General features: G+C 72.6%; 12 protein-coding genes. 6 read left to right on the top strand and 6 right to left on the bottom strand.

Annotation, left to right across the window (positions count from 1 at the left end; translation table 11 throughout):
* Positions 1-45 precede the first annotated feature (45 nt).
* The 4 genes from BLU27_RS17510 to BLU27_RS17495 form a co-directional block, all read right to left on the bottom strand.
* Entirely contained in the window at positions 46-2,529 is a 2,484-nt protein-coding gene (locus BLU27_RS17510; protein ID WP_172804982.1) for a ComEC/Rec2 family competence protein, read from the bottom strand.
* A gap of 20 nt (positions 2,530-2,549) precedes the next feature.
* Positions 2,550-3,320, bottom strand: a complete 771-nt coding sequence (locus tag BLU27_RS17505; protein ID WP_172804981.1) for a ComEA family DNA-binding protein — start codon at positions 3,318-3,320, stop codon at positions 2,550-2,552.
* Positions 3,321-3,750: 430 nt separating this feature from the next.
* Positions 3,751-4,692, bottom strand: coding sequence for a phosphotransferase family protein (locus BLU27_RS17500; protein WP_157728619.1), 942 nt, complete (start codon positions 4,690-4,692; stop codon positions 3,751-3,753).
* A 58-nt stretch (positions 4,693-4,750) separates the two neighbouring features.
* A complete protein-coding gene (locus BLU27_RS17495; protein ID WP_092657829.1) occupies positions 4,751-5,605 on the bottom strand; it encodes a DegV family protein in 855 nt (284 codons plus the stop codon).
* A 180-nt stretch (positions 5,606-5,785) separates the two neighbouring features.
* On the opposite strand from BLU27_RS17495, the gene BLU27_RS17490 reads away from it, so the two are divergent.
* Positions 5,786-6,310 (top strand): pyridoxamine 5'-phosphate oxidase family protein, encoded by a 525-nt coding sequence (locus BLU27_RS17490; RefSeq protein WP_092654749.1) that lies wholly within the window; start codon positions 5,786-5,788, stop codon positions 6,308-6,310.
* Between the two features lie 28 nt (positions 6,311-6,338).
* On the opposite strand, the gene BLU27_RS30920 is transcribed toward BLU27_RS17490, so the two are convergent.
* Complete coding sequence (locus BLU27_RS30920; RefSeq protein ID WP_092654748.1) at positions 6,339-8,711, bottom strand: class I tRNA ligase family protein; 2,373 nt, start codon at positions 8,709-8,711, stop codon at positions 6,339-6,341.
* Between the two features lie 559 nt (positions 8,712-9,270).
* Positions 9,271-11,784 carry a leucine--tRNA ligase gene (gene leuS / locus BLU27_RS17480; RefSeq protein WP_092654747.1) on the bottom strand — a complete coding sequence of 838 codons (2,514 nt, stop codon included), beginning with the start codon at positions 11,782-11,784 and terminating at the stop codon, positions 9,271-9,273.
* Between the two features lie 259 nt (positions 11,785-12,043).
* On the opposite strand from leuS, the gene BLU27_RS17475 reads away from it, so the two are divergent.
* The 5 genes from BLU27_RS17475 to BLU27_RS17460 all read left to right on the top strand — a co-directional run bounded on the left by BLU27_RS17475 (position 12,044) and on the right by BLU27_RS17460 (position 18,011).
* The gene (locus BLU27_RS17475) at positions 12,044-13,825 is read left to right on the top strand and encodes a hypothetical protein (protein WP_157728618.1); all 1,782 of its coding nucleotides are present in this window, start codon (positions 12,044-12,046) and stop codon (positions 13,823-13,825) included.
* 379 nt (positions 13,826-14,204) lie between these two features.
* Positions 14,205-14,675 (top strand): hypothetical protein, encoded by a 471-nt coding sequence (locus tag BLU27_RS30555; protein ID WP_241827490.1) that lies wholly within the window; start codon positions 14,205-14,207, stop codon positions 14,673-14,675.
* Positions 14,672-15,532, top strand: a complete 861-nt coding sequence (locus BLU27_RS30550) for an SNF2 helicase-associated domain-containing protein (RefSeq protein ID WP_241827489.1) — start codon at positions 14,672-14,674, stop codon at positions 15,530-15,532. Before BLU27_RS30555 ends, BLU27_RS30550 begins: the two co-directional genes overlap by 4 nt.
* Before the next feature lie 38 nt (positions 15,533-15,570).
* The gene (locus BLU27_RS30545; protein WP_241827488.1) at positions 15,571-17,055 is read left to right on the top strand and encodes a DEAD/DEAH box helicase; all 1,485 of its coding nucleotides are present in this window, start codon (positions 15,571-15,573) and stop codon (positions 17,053-17,055) included.
* On the top strand, positions 17,052-18,011 hold the full coding sequence (locus BLU27_RS17460; RefSeq protein WP_092654744.1) for an SWIM zinc finger family protein: 960 nt from the start codon (positions 17,052-17,054) through the stop codon (positions 18,009-18,011). The genes BLU27_RS30545 and BLU27_RS17460 overlap by 4 nt, the downstream gene beginning before the upstream one ends.
* Positions 18,012-18,017: the final 6 nt, after the last annotated feature.

The following is an 18,017-nucleotide window of genomic DNA, read 5'->3' as shown; positions in this document are numbered from 1 at the left end:
AGCATCCCACGGGCCGCCGACAGGTGACGCGCCCCCGCTCCCCGCTCACCTCGGTGGAGATCGGGCGACCAGCCCGAGCCCAGTGCCGTCCTTCACCACGGCCATCGCGCCGCCCTGGTCCGTGCGGACGACCCTGGCGCCGGCGCTCGCCAGGGTCGCGATCGTCGACGACGCCGGGTGGCCGTAGTCGTTGTCCGCGCCGACGCTGATCATCGCGATCCGGGCACCGACGGCCCGGAGGAAGTCCGGATCCTGGTACCGCGACCCGTGATGGGGAACCTTCAGCACCGTCGCGTGCAGGTCGGCGCCGGACGACAGCAACCGGCGCTGGCCCGTGGGCTCGACGTCTCCGGTCACCAGGACACTGATGCCCTGGATCCGCGCCAGGATCACGACGCTGGAGTCGTTCTCCGCCGCGCCCTCCTCCGAGTCTCCCGAGCCGGCATCGACACCGCGGCTCTCGGGTTCGGCCAGCCGACCTGCCGGTCCCAGGACCTTCCAGCTCAGTGCGCCTACCTGGCGTTCCTCACCGATCGCGACGGCGGCGACCGGAACGCCTGCGGAGTCGGCCCAGTCATGCACGCGCCGGGCGTCGTCACCGGTGGCGGCGCCGGGACGGATGCCGACCTCTCCGACCACCCGGCCGCGCGCCACGCCTGGCAGTCCGGTGGTGTGGTCGGAGTGGAAGTGGGTGAGCAGGACGTACGGGACCTGCCGTACGCCGAGGCTGGTGAGACACCGGTCGACGTAGGCGGGGTCGGGACCGGTGTCCACCACCACCGCCGACCGAGGCCCGGCGCGGAGCACCAGGGCGTCTCCCTGGCCCACGTCACAGGCCACGACCACCCACCCTGTCGGGGGCCAACCGGTCAGCAGGCCCAACGACGCAGGCGGCTGGACGGGGTGAACGATCCAGGCCACCAGGCTGCCGGCGAGCGCCAACGTCACGCCGCGGCGGCGCAGCAGCCGGGGAGCCAGGACCACTGCCGCCACGCAGAGCAGCGTGAGTACGCCTACTCCCAAAGCCGACGACGGCCAGGTCAGGCTCGCGCCGGGCATGCGCGCCGCCCGCGTGCCGATCTCCACGATCCACCGCGCGGCGTAGCCGGCAAGGTGGCCCGGCACGCACGCGCCGGTCAGACTGACCGGGGACACCAGCGTCGCGGCGATGCCGAGGACGGTTGCTGGTGTGACCGCCGGGGCCACCAGCATGTTGGCGACCACCGCGACCGCGCTGACGGACGCGGAGAGCACCGCCACCACCGGCGTGCACGCGACCTGGGCCGCCAGCGGGACGCCGACCGCGGTCGCCGCGAAGCGGGGCAGCCAACGGGCGAGTGCCTCGGAGAACGGCGGGCCGAGGACGACGATGCCGGCGGTGGCGAGGACCGACAACGCGAAGCCGTACGTACGGCCGAGCCACGGATCGACCATGAGCAGGACCAGCACCGCACAGGCAACCGCCGGCACACCGTGGCGACGGGAGCCGACGGCCAACCCGGCGAGCCCGACGACGCCCATCGCGGCGGCTCTCAGCACGCTGGGTTCGGGTCGGGCGAGCACCACGAACCCCACGGCGCAGCCGGCACCGATCAGCGGCAGGCCCCACGACCGCACACCGGCCCATCGGGCCGCACCGAGCACGAACGCGAGCAGGATGGTGAGGTTCGTGCCCGAAACAGCCGTCAGATGTGACAGACCGGCCGTGCGGAAGTCCTCCTCCAGTTGCTCGGGCATCCGCGAGACGTCACCTACGACCAACGCGGGTACGAGACCGCGCTCGTTCGCCGGAAGCCCGGCCACGGCCGCCCGGAGTCCGGCACGCAGCCGGCTGGCCACCCGGTCGAGCGGTCCGGCCCGCGCGATGAGTGCCGGAGCCGAGCGGGCGGCCAGGACGGCGGCCGCACGCTCGCCCTGGTCGGTCGGCGCGAAGCGAGTGACGGCCCGCACGCGCTGGCCCACCTCGACCTCCGACCACGTCGCCGGGCCGGTGACCACGACCGGGGTCCGCACCGCGGTCGTCACACCGCGGCGGGTGAGCCGAAGAACGTCGGCCTCCAGGACGACGTAGGTCGAGCGGTGGCCCGGGGAGGAACGCACCCGCGGATCGGTGCGCACCAGAAGCTCGGTCGTGGCGACCGCGGCCTCGGCGGCGAGCACGGGGACGGGCCCACTCCTGGCCGCCGACACGTGCAGCAGAGTGACCGCGGTCAGGACGGCGGCACCCAGGCAGGCCACCGCGGCGGACAGTCCGAGCGCACCGCGACGTTGGTACCGGCGGCCGAGCAGAACCACCCCAGCCAGGGCCGCGACGACCGCGCCACCTGCGGCGGGAACGACCGGCGCGACCGGGACCACGAGCGTGCACAGCCATCCGGTCACCGCGACCGGCACCAACCGTGCGTCGACCGGGGCGCGAACGCCATGGCGCGTGGGCGTGCCGTTGTCCCCGGCGCGGATCGAGGTCCGCACCACCTCGAGGAGCCGGTCGGCGCCCCCTGTGACAGCGCCAAGGAGCGGGGCCGTCACCGTGCACCTCACCGGGCCTGTCATCGTGCCGTCACTTTGTCGCGCAGCTCGGCGAAGGTGCGCTCGCCGATCCCGGAGACCTCTCGCAAGTCCTCCACGTCGACGAACCGCCCGTGCTCGGTGCGGAAGTCCACGATCCGTTGCGCGAGCACCGGACCCACTCCCGGCAACTCCTCCAGCTCCGCGGAGGTGGCGGAGTTGAGGTCGAGCGGGGCGCCAGCCGACGGGGGCCCCGCACTCGGGCCTCCGCCGGCCGCGGCCGGTGCGCCGGGCGGTGGCGTCACGCCCACCAGCACCTGTTCGCCGTCGAGCAAGGGGCGGGCGAGGTTGACCGTGTCGAGGTCGGTTCCGGGCAACGCTCCACCGGAGGCGGTGAGCGCGTCGAACACCCGGGATCCGCCCGGCAGGTGCACCACTCCCGGCCGGCGTACCTTGCCCGCCACGTGCACCACCAGCGTCGGCGACGGCTGCGGAGTTGGTGAGCCGGCCGGTGCCGACGCCGACACCGGCGTCGCCAGCACCGTGGGACGGGCCACCGACCCGTTGACCGTCTCGCGTACGGGACGGTCCCGGATCACCATCACGGCAGCCCCGATGACCGCCAGCAGCAGGACGAGGGCCAGCACCACGACATGGCCCCGGCGCAGCGCCCAGGTCGGCGACAGTTCGCTCGCGTCCGCCGGCAGCTCGTCGTCCCGGGCGAAGTCGTCCCGGGCGAAGTGGTCCTGGGCGAGGTCGTCGAGCGGCCGGTGGGGCCGTTCCTCTTCGGCGTAGTAGTCGGGCTGCCGCATGTGCTCCTCGCCTTCCTTCGGCCACACCCGCGACGACGTTCCGCCCGGTGCCGCACCGGCTCGAGCCCTGGCGACACGAACCCGTTCAGCGGGGAGCTGCGGCACCCAGCCCCCAGCGACACCCTCGGCACGCGGAGGTGACCGGCGAAGCGAATGGACCCGGCGGACCGCACGGGCGGTCTCGTCGGGCCTCGCCCGGTGCTGGGGAGGAGACCGTCGACGCAACACGCGGACGACGCTACGAAGAACGCGGATGCCGTTGCGGGCAACGCGAAGGGCCTGTGGACGAGCCGGCCGGTCGGCGGCCTGTGGACAAGAATCCGGCCGGATCGCCGGTCGATCGGACCGGCCCCAGGTCAGCCGACGTCAGGTCGGCATCGGCGTCTCGGCGTCAGCCGGTGTCAGACGGTGTCTGTCAGCGTCAGCGTCGTCAGGCCAGATCGGGCCACGGCGCGGGCGGCGAGGCGGCGAAGAACCGCAGCAGCTCCAACAGGCGGCTCGCGGGCGGCCTGGTCCACACGCGTTCGGGCTCTGCCGGCACGTCGCCGACGCGGTGCAGCGCCCAGGACAGGTGGTACCAGAGCACCCTCGCCGACCAGGCGCGCTCGGCCTCCGCCAGCGCCCGCGGCGGCACCTCGTCCAGGTAACCCCGCAGGGCGTACGGCACCGCGCGCAACGGCAGCTTCGCGAAGTCGACGGCGGGATCCGCCCAGGCCGCGTCGCCCCAGTCCACCAGGGTGGCACGCTCGGGGGCGACACTCTCGACGACGACGTTGGTGGGAGAGACGTCACCGTGCACGATGACCGGCACCACGTCGACCGGCCGCCAGCGCTCCAACCGGTCGAACCATCCGACCAGCCAGCCGGCGGTGTCGACGTCGACGTACCCCTTCTCAGCCAGCCGGAGCACGTGCGCCCGCGGGTCGTCCTCCGGCAGTTGCGACACACCCGGTAGCGAGCCCACGCGCGCGCGAGTGAGCTGGTGCAGACGTGCCAGACCAACCCCCACGTCCCGGTAGGTGTCGCCTGCCGTCCGGGGTTCGGCACCCAGAGCGGCCAGGTCACGACCCGGGACGCGTTCGACCACGAGGTAGGGCACGTTGACGACCGAACAGCTGTCGTCGTACGTCACCACTGCCGGCGTACGCACCCCCACCCGGCGCACGGCGGGGATGATCGTTGCCTCCTTGGCGAGCTCGGCCAGCCGGGCGCCGCCGCCACGTGGGATCCGGAGGACCAGGTGGTCGCCGAGGAAGTACACGTCGTTGGCGGCACCCTGGGCCGGCACCGCGGCCATGTCCTCGACCGGGATCTGGTATCTGTCGCCGATCGCGGCCAGCATGTCCCGACGCGACGTCCCACCTGCGCTCACGGTCGCCCAGGGTAGGGCACGCGGGCAGTGGCGTACGACCCGTGAGGCCGGCGCGAGATCAGCCGACGTCGGTGGGCGAGACGACGACCGAGACCATGCCCGGCCCGACGTGCGCGCCGATCCCGCTGGCCGCCTCGCGGACCACGATGCGGACGAGCCGGCGTACGCGGCGCCGCAGCCGCGCGGCCAGCTCACCCGCGAGGATCGGCGCTCCGAGATGATGCACCGCGACCTCGACGCTGCGGATGCCGGCACATCCCAGCGCGAGGCGCTCGAGTTCGACCATCGCCCTGCCCCCTGTGCGCACCTTCGCGCACGGTGTGACCCGGCCGTCGCGTACCTGCAGGATGGGCCTCGACGGCAGCGCCGAACTCACCACCGCCTGGGCGAGCCGGATCCGCCCGCCCCGGCGCAGGTAGTCGAGGGAGTCGACGTAGAGGTACGTCTCGGTGGCGGCGGCACGCGCCCGCGCCAGGTCGACCACCTCCGCGGCGTCCGCGCCGCGTTCGGCGGCGTCCGCGGCGGCGAGCACGGCGAAGCCGAGACCCATGCCCACCTGGCGGGAGTCGACCACGGCGACCGGCAGCGGCGCCTGGACAGCGCCCAACCGGGCGGCGTCGTGGGTGCCGGACAGGTCACCGGACAGGTGGATCGAGACCGCCGCCGAGCAGCCGGTACGTGCCGCGGCGGTGTAGCCGGCCAGGAACTCCATCGGCGACGGGCGGGCGGTGCGGACGTGTTCGCCGCGGCGTAGTGAGTCGGTGACCAGGCGGGTCACCTCGGGGTCCCCGTCGGCATACGTGGTGGACCCGACCGTCACCTGCGTCGGCACGACGGAGATTCCGTAGTCGGCGATCTCTCGGCCATCGAGGTGCGCGGTCGAGTCCGTCACCAGGGCCACGTGTCCCGCCACGAGAGAAATGTAACCGCCGGCGGACGAGCGCGTCCGGTGTTCGATCAGCAATCCCGAAGGCCGTGCTCGACTGCCGGTCGAATCTGCCGACGAAGACGTGTACTCGGCCTGGCATCAGTCCCACAGCGCTACTGGCGCACGCCGGTGCCGGTTGTCGGCGGGCCGTGAGACCGTTCCGGCATGGACGAAACCGACAGCGACGTCGAGGAACTCCAGCGCATGCTTGATTCCTCCCTCCCCCACTCCAGCGAACACCTGCGTTCCATCGTCACCCCCGAGCGCACCCTGACCGCACGCCAACTGTGCGGTGTCCTCACCGGCATGTGCACCTTGTCGGTCGCCACCGTGACCGCAGGCGGTGCGTCCCGGATCAGCGCGGTCGACGGGCACTTCCTGCGTGGCCGATGGGTCTTCACCACTTCGGGCACGGCGGTCAAGACCCGCCACCTGCGCGCCCGTCCCGACGCCAGCGTCGCCCATCTGCGCGGCGACGACCTGGGCGTGTTCACCCACGGCGTGGCGGAGTTCCTACCACCCGACCACCCGGACTGGCGGCCGGTGGAGGACCACCTGGTGCATCACTACGGCAGTTCGCCGACCAGTTGGGGTGAGGACATCGTCTACGTGCGAGTCCTGCCGCACTGGATGGTCGCCTACGCCTTCGATCCCGGCAAGGTGGTCGGGAGGACCGGAGGTGACGACTGACAGCGGCGCCTTGGCGGACGCACCGCCCTCACCCGGCGGGCACGATGTTGACCAGCCGAGGAGGACGCACGACCACGCGGTCGACGGCGCGACCGTGCAGCGCCCGGCGCACCGGCTCGATGTCAAGCGCGCGTCGACGCAGCTCGTCCGCGGTGATGTCCGGCGGCACCTCGAGCCTGCCTCGCAGCTTGCCCGAGACCTGCACCACGCAGGTCACCACCTCCGCACCGAGGTAGGCCGGATCCGCCTCCGGATAGGGCACGTACGCCAGCGACGCTGCCTGTCGTGGCGCCCTCTCCTCCGAAGTGGCCTTCCACTCTCGCGAGGCTCCTTCTGGCCTGGCCTTCTCAGCGCACAGTCGGTGCCACAGTTCCTCGGCCAGGTGCGGCGCGAACGGCGCGAGCATCAACACCATGGGGCGGGCCACCTCCGTCGGCACCTCGCCACCCAGGCCCGCGACGTGGCGGGACAGTGTCGTGAGGCGGGCGACGGCGGTGTGGAAGCTCAGCGCGTCCAGGTCGTCGCGAACACCCCCGATCGTCGTGTGCAGCAGGCGAAGCGTTTCCTCGCCAGCGGGCCGGTCGGTGATCCTCGGCGCGCCGGTCTCCTCGTCGACCAGGCTCCGCCACACCCGCTGCAGGAGGCGCTGCGCCCCGACGATGCCGCGCGGGTCCCACGGGCGCGACGCCTGCAAAGGTCCGGACGCCATGACGTACACCCGGAAGGTGTCCGCGCCGTAGCGGTCACACAACTCGTCGGGGGTCACCATGTTGCGCAGGCTCTTGCCCATCTTTCCCAGCGACCTGGTGACCGGCCGGTCCCGCCACCAGAAGGTGCCGTCGCGTTCGACCACCTCGGCGGCGGGCACGTGAACCCCTCGCTCGTCGGTGTAGGAGTACGCCTGGATGTAGCCGTTGTTGACCAGCCGGCGAAACGGCTCCCGGCTCGACACGTGACCCAGGTCGTACAGCACCTTGTGCCAGAAGCGTGCGTACAGCAGGTGGAGTACGGCGTGCTCGACCCCGCCCACGTACAGATCGACCCCGCCCGGGTCGGTACCGCCGCGGCTGCCCAGCCAGTGCCGTTCCAGCGCCGGATCACAGAACCGCTCGGCGTTGTGCGGATCGAGGTAGCGCAACTCATACCAACACGAGCCGGCCCACTGCGGCATCGTGTTGGTCTCCCGCCGGTAGGTGCGCGGACCGTCGCCCAGGTCCAAGGTGACCTCCACCCAGTCGGTCAGCCGACCCAGCGGCGCGACCGGCTCCGACGACGCGTCGTCGGGATCGTAGGTGGTGGGCGCGTAGTCCGGGGTCTGCGGCAACACGACCGGCAGCATCGACTCCGGCAGCGCGACCGGGCCGTGCTCGTCGTACACCATCGGGAACGGCTCGCCCCAGTAGCGCTGCCGACTGAACAACCAGTCGTGCAGTCGGTACGTCACCTCGCCCTGCTCGCGGGTGCGGCCGATCCAGTTGCGTTGCTGAGTCTTGATCGGCTCCGGCCAGTCCAGCAGGTCCAGGTCGTCGACCAGCCGGTCGGCGTAGGCGGTGATGCGCAGCATCCATTGCCGCATCGTGCGGGCGAAGACAGGGTAGTTCCCGCGTTCGCTGCGTCCTTCCGCGGTGACCTCCTCGTCGGCCAGCACAGTGCCCAGGCCGGGGCACCAGTTGACCGGAACGTCCGCCAGGTAGGCGAGGCGGTGTGCGTCCAGCACGGCGCGGCGTTCGTGGACGGACAGCGTGTTCCAGCCACGCCCCCCGGGCACGGCTCGCCGTCCGGTCGCGAACTCCTTCTCCAGCTCGGCGATCGGCCGGGCCTGCTTGCGCTCGTCGTCGTACCACGCCCCATGGATCTGCAGGAACATCCACTGCGTCCAGCGGTAGAAGTCCACGTCGGTGGTCGACACGCCGCGGCGATCGTCGTGGGCCAGGCCCAGCCGCCGCAACTGCCGGCGGATGGTGGCGATGTTGGCCTCGGTGGTATCCCGCGGATGCCGGCCGGTCTGGACCGCGTACTGCTCGGCGGGCAGGCCGAACGCGTCGAACCCGAACGCGTGCAGCACGTTGTGTCCGCGCATTCGCAGGTACCGCCCGTAGACGTCGGTCGCCACGTAGCCGAGCGGATGGCCGACGTGCAGCGAGCCGGACGGGCCGGCGAACATGTCCAGCACGTAGAACTTCGGGGCGTCCGCCCGCGCCCTGTCAACCCCGGCTTGCCGGTTGCCGTCGTAGGCGCCGGGGCCGAGATCGCCGGCGGGGTTAGGGGTGTGGAACGTCCCGTGCTCGGTCCAGAACGCCTGCCAACGCGCCTCGATCCGACCGGCCAGCGGTCCGTCGTAGCGGTAGGCGGGTTCGGACGCGACGCCGTCGTGGGGCTTGGTGGGGTCGGCTGTGGTCATGGTGCACCGCCCGAGGGTCGGCGGCGATCGCGCAAGGTCGCTGATCACCGGTGGCCGGACATGAAGAAACCCCTCACGCAGAGGGGTTCGCCGCGCCGACGCGGTGCAGAGCACCCGCTGAGGTCAGCGCGGCCCGGTAAGGAGCAGGACCACCGACATGCCAGGAGGATAGCCTTTTGGCCCCCGTGGGCGCAGCATGAATGTCCGAACCCGGGCCCCTTGAGCCACCGATCGGCGTAACGACGGCGTTCCCCGGCGACCGGGCCGGGGAACGCCGCCTGCGAGGTCGTAGTGAGCCGGCGCCGAGGCTGTTGCGGCAGGCCCCCAGCGGCATAGTCGATGCCGCCGGGGTCCTCACCAGCCTGGGCGACGCGCTGCAAGCGGTGGGCGAGCACGAGAGGGCCCGCGGCTGCCGGCGGGACGCGCGCTTGCCGCGTACGCGCGATCGGCCGATCCACGGGCAGTCGGGGTGCGGGCGAGGTGCGGGCGAGGCCGGCCGTCTCCGCGGCCGACCTCGCCCGCCTTTCCCAGGGGCGGTGCGCACACACCCTGGGACGCCCTAGCCCGGGACGATGTTGACCAGCCGCGGTGCCCGCACGATCACCTTGCGGATTTCCCGGCCGGCCAGCGCGCTCTGCACCCGCTCGGAGGCAAGGGCGAGTTGACGCAGCTCGTCCTCGGAGATGTCCGGAGACACCTCGAACTTGTCCCGCAGCTTCCCGGCGACCTGAGCCACCGCGGTCAGCGTCTCCGCCGCAGCAAGGTCGGCGTCGTAGGTCGGCCAGCCCACCAACGCCACCGTCGGCTCGTGACCGAGGCGTTCCCACATGTCCTCGGCGGTGTACGGCGCGACCAGGCTGAGCATCACCGCGAGCGCCTCCGCCGCCTCCCGCACCGCGGGGTCGGCCGGGCCGGGTCCTGAGTCGATCGCCTTGCGTACGGCGTTGACCAACTCCATCAGCCGGGCGACCGCGACGTTGAACTTGAACGACTCGACGTGCTCGGTGACCTCCTTGATCACCGCGTGGGTGACCTTGCGCAGCGCGCGGTCACCGTCGGCCGGGTCGGCACCCAGCTCGCTCGTCACGTCGCCGGCCACCCGCCAGGCGCGCTGCAGGAAGCGCAGCGAACCCGCCGGCGACAGGTCGGCCCAGTCGATGTCGTCCTCGGGCGGACCGGCGAACACCATCGTCAGCCGGATCGCGTCCACGCCGTACATCGCGAGCTGCTCACCCAGGTCGACACCGTTGCCCAGCGACTTGCTCATCGCCTTGCCCTGGTTGATGACCTGGCCCTGGTTGAGCAGCGCCTTGAACGGTTCGGTGAAGTCGAGCACGCCCAGGTCGTGCAGCACCTTGACGAAGAACCTGCTGTACAGCAGGTGCAGGATCGCGTGCTCCACACCGCCGACGTACTGGTCGACCGGCATCCACCGGCGAACGTCGTCGGGGTCGAACGGACGCTCCTCGTCGTTCGGTGAGCAGTAACGCAGGTAGTACCACGAGGAGTCGACGAAGGTGTCCATCGTGTCGGTGTCCCGGCGCGCCGTCCCACCACACTTCGGGCAATCCACCTCGACCCAGTCGCTTGCGGCCGCCAGCGGCGAGGTGCCCTTCGGGGACAGGTCGGCACCACGCAGGTCGGGTAGTTCCACCGGCAGCTGCTCGTCGGCGACCGGCACCTCCCCGCAGGTGGAGCAGTGCACGATCGGGATCGGTGCACCCCAGTAACGCTGCCGCGACACCAGCCAGTCGCGCAGCCGGAACGTCACCGCACCACGCCCGAGGCCCTTGCTCTCCAGCCAGGAGATGATGGTCGTCTTCGCCTCATCCACGCCGAGACCGTCCAGGCTCACCTCGGCGTTGGCGGAGTTGACCGCCGGCCCGTCACCGACGAAGGCCTCCCCCTCGAAGTCGGCCGGCGGTTGCACCGTGCGAACGATCGGCAGGTCGTACCGCCGGGCGAAGTCCCAGTCGCGCTGGTCCTGCGCCGGGACCGCCATGATCGCCCCGGTGCCGTAGTCGGCCAGCACGTAGTCGGCGGCGTAGATCGGGATCCGCTGGCCGTTGACCGGGTTGACCGCGTGTACGCCGAGGAAGACGCCGGTCTTCTCGCGTTCGGTGGACAGCCGCTCGATCTCGGTTGTGCGCTTGACCTCTTCGAGGTAGGTCTCGAACGCCTCCCGCTGGTCAGCCGTCACCAGCTCGGCCGCCAGCTTCGACTCCGGCGCCACCACGAAGAACGTCGCGCCGAACAAGGTGTCCGGCCGGGTGGTGAAGACGGTGACCGGCTCCTCGCGTCCTTCGACGGCGAAGTCGACGTAGGCGCCCTCGGACCGGCCGATCCAGTTGCGCTGCATGCTCAGCACGCGCTCGGGCCAGTGGCCCTCCAGCGGCTCCATGTCGTCGAGCAGCCGCTGGGCGTAGTCGGTGATCTTGAAGTACCACTGCGTCAGCTCACGCTTGGTGACCGGCGAGCCGCAGCGCTCGCAGTTGCCGGCGATCACCTGCTCGTTGGCCAGCACCGTCTGGTCGGTCGGGCACCAGTTGACGTAGGACGCCTTGCGGTAGGCCAGGCCGCGTTCGTACAGGCGCAGGAACAGCCACTGCGTCCAGCGGTAGTAGGCCGGGTCGCAGGTCTGCAGCCGCCGGGACCAGTCGAAGGAGACGGCGTACCGCTTGAACGACTCCGCCTGGGTGTCGATGTTGGCGTACGTCCACTCGGCGGGGTGGGCGTTGCGCCGGATAGCGGCGTTCTCCGCCGGCAGCCCGAACGCGTCCCAGCCGATCGGGTGCAGGACGTTGTAGCCGCGCTGGAACCAGTAGCGGGCCAGCAGGTCACCGAAGGCGTACGCCTCGCCGTGGCCCATGTGGAGGTCGCCGGAGGGGTACGGGAACATGTCGAGCAGGTAGCGCCGCTCGCGGGTGTCGGGTTGCGCCGCCGGGTCGTCACCCGCGAGCCGGTCGGCCCGGAACGGGTCCATCCGCTGCCACACCGGCAGCCATTTGCCCTGGATGGTGTGGAAATCGTAGGTGTCCGCCGCGGCGTGGCCGTCTCGGCTGGGTTCGCTCATCGTTCCTGACTCCGAGGGAGGGACTGAGGTGGGACGCTCCGCCAAAAGAAGAAAACCCCTCGCACAGGAGGGGTTGCCACGCCGACGCGGTGCTCGAAGCACCCGCTGATGGTCAGCGTGGCTCGATAAGGAGCAGAGCCGTCCGCATGCGGCCCAGGGTAGCGCACCGGCTACTTCGGACGGCCCGCGGACAGCGCTCCCGACCCGGTCCCTGCTCCGGGCCGGTGGGCGCGAAGGTGGACGTGAAAGGCTTTCGCCCATGAGTCCGCGAAGCCGAGGCCGCCGAGGCGACCGCCGTCGCCCCTCCGACACGCGCCGAGCCCGCCGCCGTGAGGACGGGCGGGCCGGCCGCCCCACCGGCCCGCACACGCCGGGGCCGGGAGCCGACGCGGCCTTCGGCCAGGTCGGCGGACCGGGCGCCGGAGCAGCTGGCGGCCCTGGCGAGGGGCCGTCGGGCCACCCGGCGGCCGAGTTCGCTGACGAGGTGCTGGCCGCCACCCCGCAACTGACGGCGCTGACCTCGCCGTTGCAGGCGGAAGGATTCGTCTCCAGCGTGATCGGGACCTGGTGGCAGCTCCCCTCGCAGGCGTTCGGTCCAACGCTCGTCGCCGAGGCACGCCGCGCCGGCGACGCGGGAGCGGTCGCGCTGCTGCACGGGCTCGCCGCCCTGGCCGAACCCCGGGTGGCCGCGCTGGCGCGGGCCGCCCTGGACGGCCTCGACGGCCTGACCTCCGGAGACGGCCAAGATACGCCGGCGTGGGCCGGGAGCCTGGGCTCCGCCAAGGTCGAGCGGTGCCTCGCCGTCACCGAGGACCTCGGCGACAACACGCAGTACATCCTGGTGTGTGCCTATCCCGATGAGGAGCCGCACGCGCTCGTGGTGCTGGTGGACCACAACCTCGGCGGCATCGCCAAGGACCTGTGGGCGACCGACCGGGCTGCCGACCTGGAGGCGCAGGCGCAGTCCACCGTCGCCGCCGACCCCGACCTCACGCTGACCGAGATCGACCCCGCCGACGCGAAGATCAGGCTGGGCGAGGCGTTCGCGGCCACCGACGAGGCCGTCGAGCCCCCGCTCGGCGAGTCGTTCCGCGACCTGCGTGCCGTACTCCTGTCCCGGCTGCGCACGCTGCCCGACGGCGGCTCCGTCCCCGAGCCGCCGCCGTGGCCGGACGCCCGGCGGGCGGCACTCGTCGAGGACTTCGCCGCCTCGCCGGAGGCCGCCGAGCTCAGCCCCGCCGACGCCGCGGGCGCCCGCGCGTTCGCCAAGGAACTCGTCGACTTCGGCTGCGAGTACGACGGAGGGCAGCCGCTGCGGGTCAGCCCGGTCAAGCTGGAGGGCTTCCTGCTCGGCTGGCTTCCGCGTACCGGCCTGCTCGACCGCAGGTACGTCGACGCGGTGCCGTCGGTGCTGCAGGCCTGGGTGCGGTACGCCGGTCGGCGCAACGGCCTCTCCACGACTTCGGTCGACGGGGTGCTGGCCGCGGTGCGGGCGTTCGTGCCGAGGTTCGCCGAGACCTACGACGATCCGTCGGCATGGGGTCCCGCGAGGACCGCCGTGGAGTCCTTGCTGGCCGACCTCGATCCGGACCAGGACAACGCCGACGAGGTTTTCGAACGCCGGATGTTCGCGCTCGACCGGGTACCCGCCCCGGGGTTCGACGTCACCGACGACGACGCGGTGGCAAATCTGGTGGCCGACGACCTGCGTGCAGGCTCGGGTGACTCGGAGGACGCGGAGTACTCCGAGGACGCGGAGAGCTTGGAGGACGCTGAGCCGACGGCACGGGAAGTCGCCGCACGGACAGCGGTCGTCCGGCACCTGTGGTTCGACGACCCGTCGGAGGTTTGGGCGACCGCGCGGCGGCTGCTCGACGCGGGGTACGCCCGGGCCGACGTGCTGGCGGCGCTGGCGTTCGCGCTGGCCGAAGCCGCTGCCGAAGGAGACGCGAAGAGCGTGGATGCCGTACGCCTGCGCGCGGCGCTCGACGCTCTGCCCGGATCGTGGAAGCCGAGCCGCCCGGAGTCGCCGCAGCCCTGAGCACGCCACCGGGCTGTGGACGAACGCCGCGAAGCACGCTGCCGTCCGGGCACCGTTGGACCGCATGCCCCCATGTAGGCACGATGGGTTCCTTGACGCAGCTGTGACCCGGTCTCCAAGCGGCCCCGTTACGAAAGCGCCGGCTGCCCGTCGTACTGGATCATCGATCCGGATCTCCCCTTTTTGCTTCCGCTCGAACTCGGCCCCGACGGTTACCGCGACACCACGCCCGTCGTCGAAGACGAGGCATTTGCGGCGACCGCACCGTTCGCGATCACGGTCCGTCCGGTGGAGCTGGGTCGCCGGCTGAGCCGCGGCGGTCGGCAGCCGGGCCGCGGCCCGGCCGGTGGTGTCGGTGGCGGGCGCTAGCCTTCGCGAGGTGACGCAGCAACCGGATCCGGCCGGGCTGGAGGCGGTGTTCGTCCCGGCCGACCCGCCGCGCGCCGGCGTGCTCGCGTTGTGGGCGCCGGGCGGAGCCGACAATGCCGGTGGCGGCAGCGACGAGAGCACGGAAGGTGTCGAGCTCGTGCTGCCCGCCGGTTCCCGCGTACGCCGGGCCCGCGTTCCCGCCCGTCTCGTCCCGGTTCCGGAGGCGCTTCCCCTGCTCTGCGGGCGCCCGGCTCCACCGGACGCGTCCGCCTCCTACCGTGCCTGGGCTTCGGCGGCGCTCGCCGGGGCGGTCTCGTCGCGCGCGGGCGGTTGCGGCCGGCGGCGAGCCCACAGGGGTACGGCGCATGGCGGGCCGGTCCGCTCGATCCCGACGACCGGGCCTGGCTGGCGAAGCTGGTGGCGGCGATGCCGCCGACGGCGCACGCCCTGCCGGTGCCAGGCAGCCGGCCACTGCGGATGAGCGGCGCGAGAACGCTGGTGCAGGCGTTCTGGGATGCGATCGCCGACACGCTCGCCCGCGACCCCGAAGATCAGGTGGAACGGCCGGCCGGGCCGGCGCTGACGCCGTTCGCGGCCTTCGCGCCCACCCCGCTGGCCGACTCGGTGGCCACCTGGCTGGCCGAGGCCGCGACCGACGACGATCGGCCGGGCGCGAAGCTCGTCCTGCGGATCCAGCCGCCCGAGACCCAGCCGCTCGGGACCCAGCCACAGGACGAAGGAGGCACTGAGGCCCCTCCCCCGTTCCGCGGCGTACTCCAGCTCCGCAGTGCCGTCGACCCCAGCCTGCTGGTCGACGTCGCCGACCTGTGGGCCGCGCCCGCCGCGGTGCTGGCCCGGCTCGGCGACCGGGCCGAGACCGACCTGCTGCTGGCGCTGCGCCGAGGCGCCCGGGCCTGGCCGCCGCTCGGCGCCGCGCTCACCGCCGCCACGCCGGCTGCGATCGACCTGGCCGACGCCGACGTGGAGGACCTGCTGGCGCGGGGAGCCGAGGCGCTCGACCTCGTGGGCACGGAGGTGTTGTGGCCCAGGGAGCTCGGCGGTGGCGCGCTGTCGTTGAAGGCCCGGGCCACCACTCCCCGGGTGGCCGGCGCCGGCGAACCCGCGTTCTCGCTGCGCCAGATGATGGAGTTCCGCTGGCAGCCGACGCTGGACGGTGCGGAGCTGACCGAGGAGGAGATCGCCGCGCTCGCGGAGGCGAAGCGGCCGTTCCTGTGGTTGCGCGGGCGGTGGGTACGCGTCGACCGGCAGTTGCTGGACCGGCTGCGCCGGCGCGGCCCGCGCACGCTGGGAGCGGCCGAGGCGCTGGCCGCGCGCTGAGCGGTGAGCTCGCCGTAGACGACGAACAGGTCGAGTTCGTGCCGGACGAACGGATCGGCAAGCTCGCCGAGCTTCTCTCCGGCGTGGGTGCCGACACCGACGTCGCCGCGCCGCCCGGCCTGGCGGCCACCCTGCGCCCGTACCAACAACGCGGGCTGGCCTGGCTCGCCCAGCTCACCGGCCTGGGCCTCGGCGGCTGCCTGGCCGACGACATGGGCCTGGGCAAGACCGTTCAGCTGATCGCGGTCCACCTGCACCGCCGGTCGCTGGGGCTGGGGCCGACGCTGGTGGTGTGCCCGACGACGCTGCTCGGCACCTGGCAGCGGGAGCTGCGCAGGTTCGCGCCGTCGACGCCGGTCCGGCGCTACCACGGCGGCGCGCGGCACCTCGACGACCTGGCCCCCGACGAGGTGGTGCTCACCACGTACGGCGTCGTGCGCCGCGACCATGCCGAGCTGGCCGACGCCCGCTGGGGCCTGGTCGTGGCGGACGAGGCCCAGCACGCCAAGAATCCCCTGGCCCGCACGGCCCGCGCGCTTCGTACGATCCCGGCCCCGGCCAGGATCGCGCTGACCGGCACCCCGGTGGAGAACCACCTCTCCGAGCTGTGGTCCATCCTGGACTGGACGACGCCCGGCGTGCTCGGGCCGCTGGAGCGGTTCCGGCAGAAGGTGGCCGTTCCGATCGAGCGCTACCGCGACCCGGCGGCCACCGAACGTCTGGCCCGGGTCACCGCGCCGTTCCTGCTGCGGCGGCGCAAGTCCGACCCCGGGATCGCGCCGGAGCTGCCGCCCAAGACCGAGAGCGACGTGGTGGTCGGCCTCACCACCGAACAGGCCACTCTCTACAAGGCCGTGGTCACCGAGGTGATGGCCGAGATCCAGGAGTCGGAGGGGGTCGCCCGGCGTGGCCTCGTACTGGCCCTGCTCACCGCCCTCAAACAGGTCTGCAACCACCCGGCGCAGTACCTCCACGAGTCCGGTCCGCTGCCGGGCCGGTCGGGCAAGCTCGCCGCGCTCGACGACCTGCTCGACGTCATCCTCGCCGAAGGCGAGTCGGTGCTGATCTTCAGCCAGTACGTCGAGATGTGCCGGCTCCTGCAGGACCATCTGGACAGCCGTGGCGTACGAAACCTCTTCCTGCACGGGGGAGTCACCGCCCGCAAGCGCGAACGCATGGTGGCAGACTTCCAGTCCGGCGCGGCGCCGGTGTTCCTGCTCTCCCTCAGGGCCGGTGGCGTCGGGCTCACCCTCACCCGCGCCACCCACGTCGTGCACTTCGACCGGTGGTGGAACCCCGCCGTGGAGAACCAGGCCACCGACCGCGCCTACCGCATCGGGCAGGACCACCCCGTGCAGGTACACCGGTTGGTGACCGAAGGAACGCTGGAGGACCGTATCGCGGCCGTGATCGAGTCCAAACGCGAACTGGCCGACTCGGTGGTCGGGTCCGGCGAGAGCTGGATCGCCGACCTGTCCGACAGTGAGCTCGCCGACCTGGTCGCCTTGGGGAGTACGCCGTGAGCCCGGGCGGCACGGGCGGCCCGCGCGGCAGCCGGACGTCCGGCGACTGGTGGTCCGACGAGCCGGCCGGCGGTGGGCACCGGCCACCCGCGGCCACGGGCGCCGGCAGCCGGAGGCCGTTCGGCCTGACCTGGTGGGGGCGAGCCTGGGTGGACGCGCTCGAACACCGCGCCGCGCTCGACCCGGGCCGGCTCGCCCGTGGTCGTTCCTACGCCCGCCGCGGCGCCGTCGGCCGGGTCCAGCTCACCGCCGGACTGGTGATGGCACCGGTACAGGGCAGTCGACCGGATCCCTACACCGTGACCATCCGGGTACCGACCTTCCGGCGGGTCGAGTGGGAGCGCGTACTCGACGTGATCGGCACCCAGATCGGCCGGACCGCCGCGTTGCTGGACGGCGAACTGCCCCCGGAGGTGGTCGAGGACGTCGGCGCGGCCGGGCTGAGCCTGCTGCCGGGACCCGGTGAGATCCGGCCGGCCTGTTCCTGCCCCGACTGGGGCGAGCCGTGCAAGCACGCGGCCGCCGTGTGCTATCTCGTCGCGGACCTGCTGGACGCCGATCCGTTCACCGCGCTGCGGCTGCGCGGACGCAGCCGGGACGACGTTCTCACCGCGCTGCGTGCCCGCCGCACGGCCGGACGGCCCGGAGCCGACACCTCCGGGTCGGTACGCCAGGGCCGGGCAGTCGACGACGGGACCGTGCCGGCGCGCTCGGCGTACGCCGAACAGACGGCCGAACGCCCCGAGCCGCCGGTGCCTCCGCTCCCGCCGGACCGGCCCGGCCGGCCGGCGCCGCTCGCCCAGGAGCCACCGCCGGGCTCGGGTATCGACCCCGGCACGCTGTCGGCGCTCGCGGCCGCCGCGGCCCTGCGGGCGTGGAAGCTGGCCACCGCCGACGTCGAGGCGACGCCCGAAGACGACGCGACGCCCGAGGACGAGCCGGACAGCCGTAGCTGAGGGCTG

The organism is Actinopolymorpha singaporensis (genome assembly GCF_900104745.1).
Classification (GTDB): Bacteria; Actinomycetota; Actinomycetes; order Propionibacteriales; family Actinopolymorphaceae; genus Actinopolymorpha; species Actinopolymorpha singaporensis.
This window is presented reverse-complemented; position numbering and strand designations above follow the sequence as displayed.

Coding starts and splice junctions, on each gene's coding strand:
- BLU27_RS17505 (WP_172804981.1), bottom strand. CDS start 3,320: ATGCGGCAGCCCGACTACTACGCCGAAGAGGAACGGCCCCACCGGCCG.
- BLU27_RS17490 (WP_092654749.1), top strand. CDS start 5,786: ATGGACGAAACCGACAGCGACGTCGAGGAACTCCAGCGCATGCTTGAT.
- BLU27_RS30920 (WP_092654748.1), bottom strand. CDS start 8,711: ATGACCACAGCCGACCCCACCAAGCCCCACGACGGCGTCGCGTCCGAA.
- leuS (WP_092654747.1), bottom strand. CDS start 11,784: ATGAGCGAACCCAGCCGAGACGGCCACGCCGCGGCGGACACCTACGAT.
- BLU27_RS17475 (WP_157728618.1), top strand. CDS start 12,044: ATGAGTCCGCGAAGCCGAGGCCGCCGAGGCGACCGCCGTCGCCCCTCC.
- BLU27_RS30550 (WP_241827489.1), top strand. CDS start 14,672: ATGAGCGGCGCGAGAACGCTGGTGCAGGCGTTCTGGGATGCGATCGCC.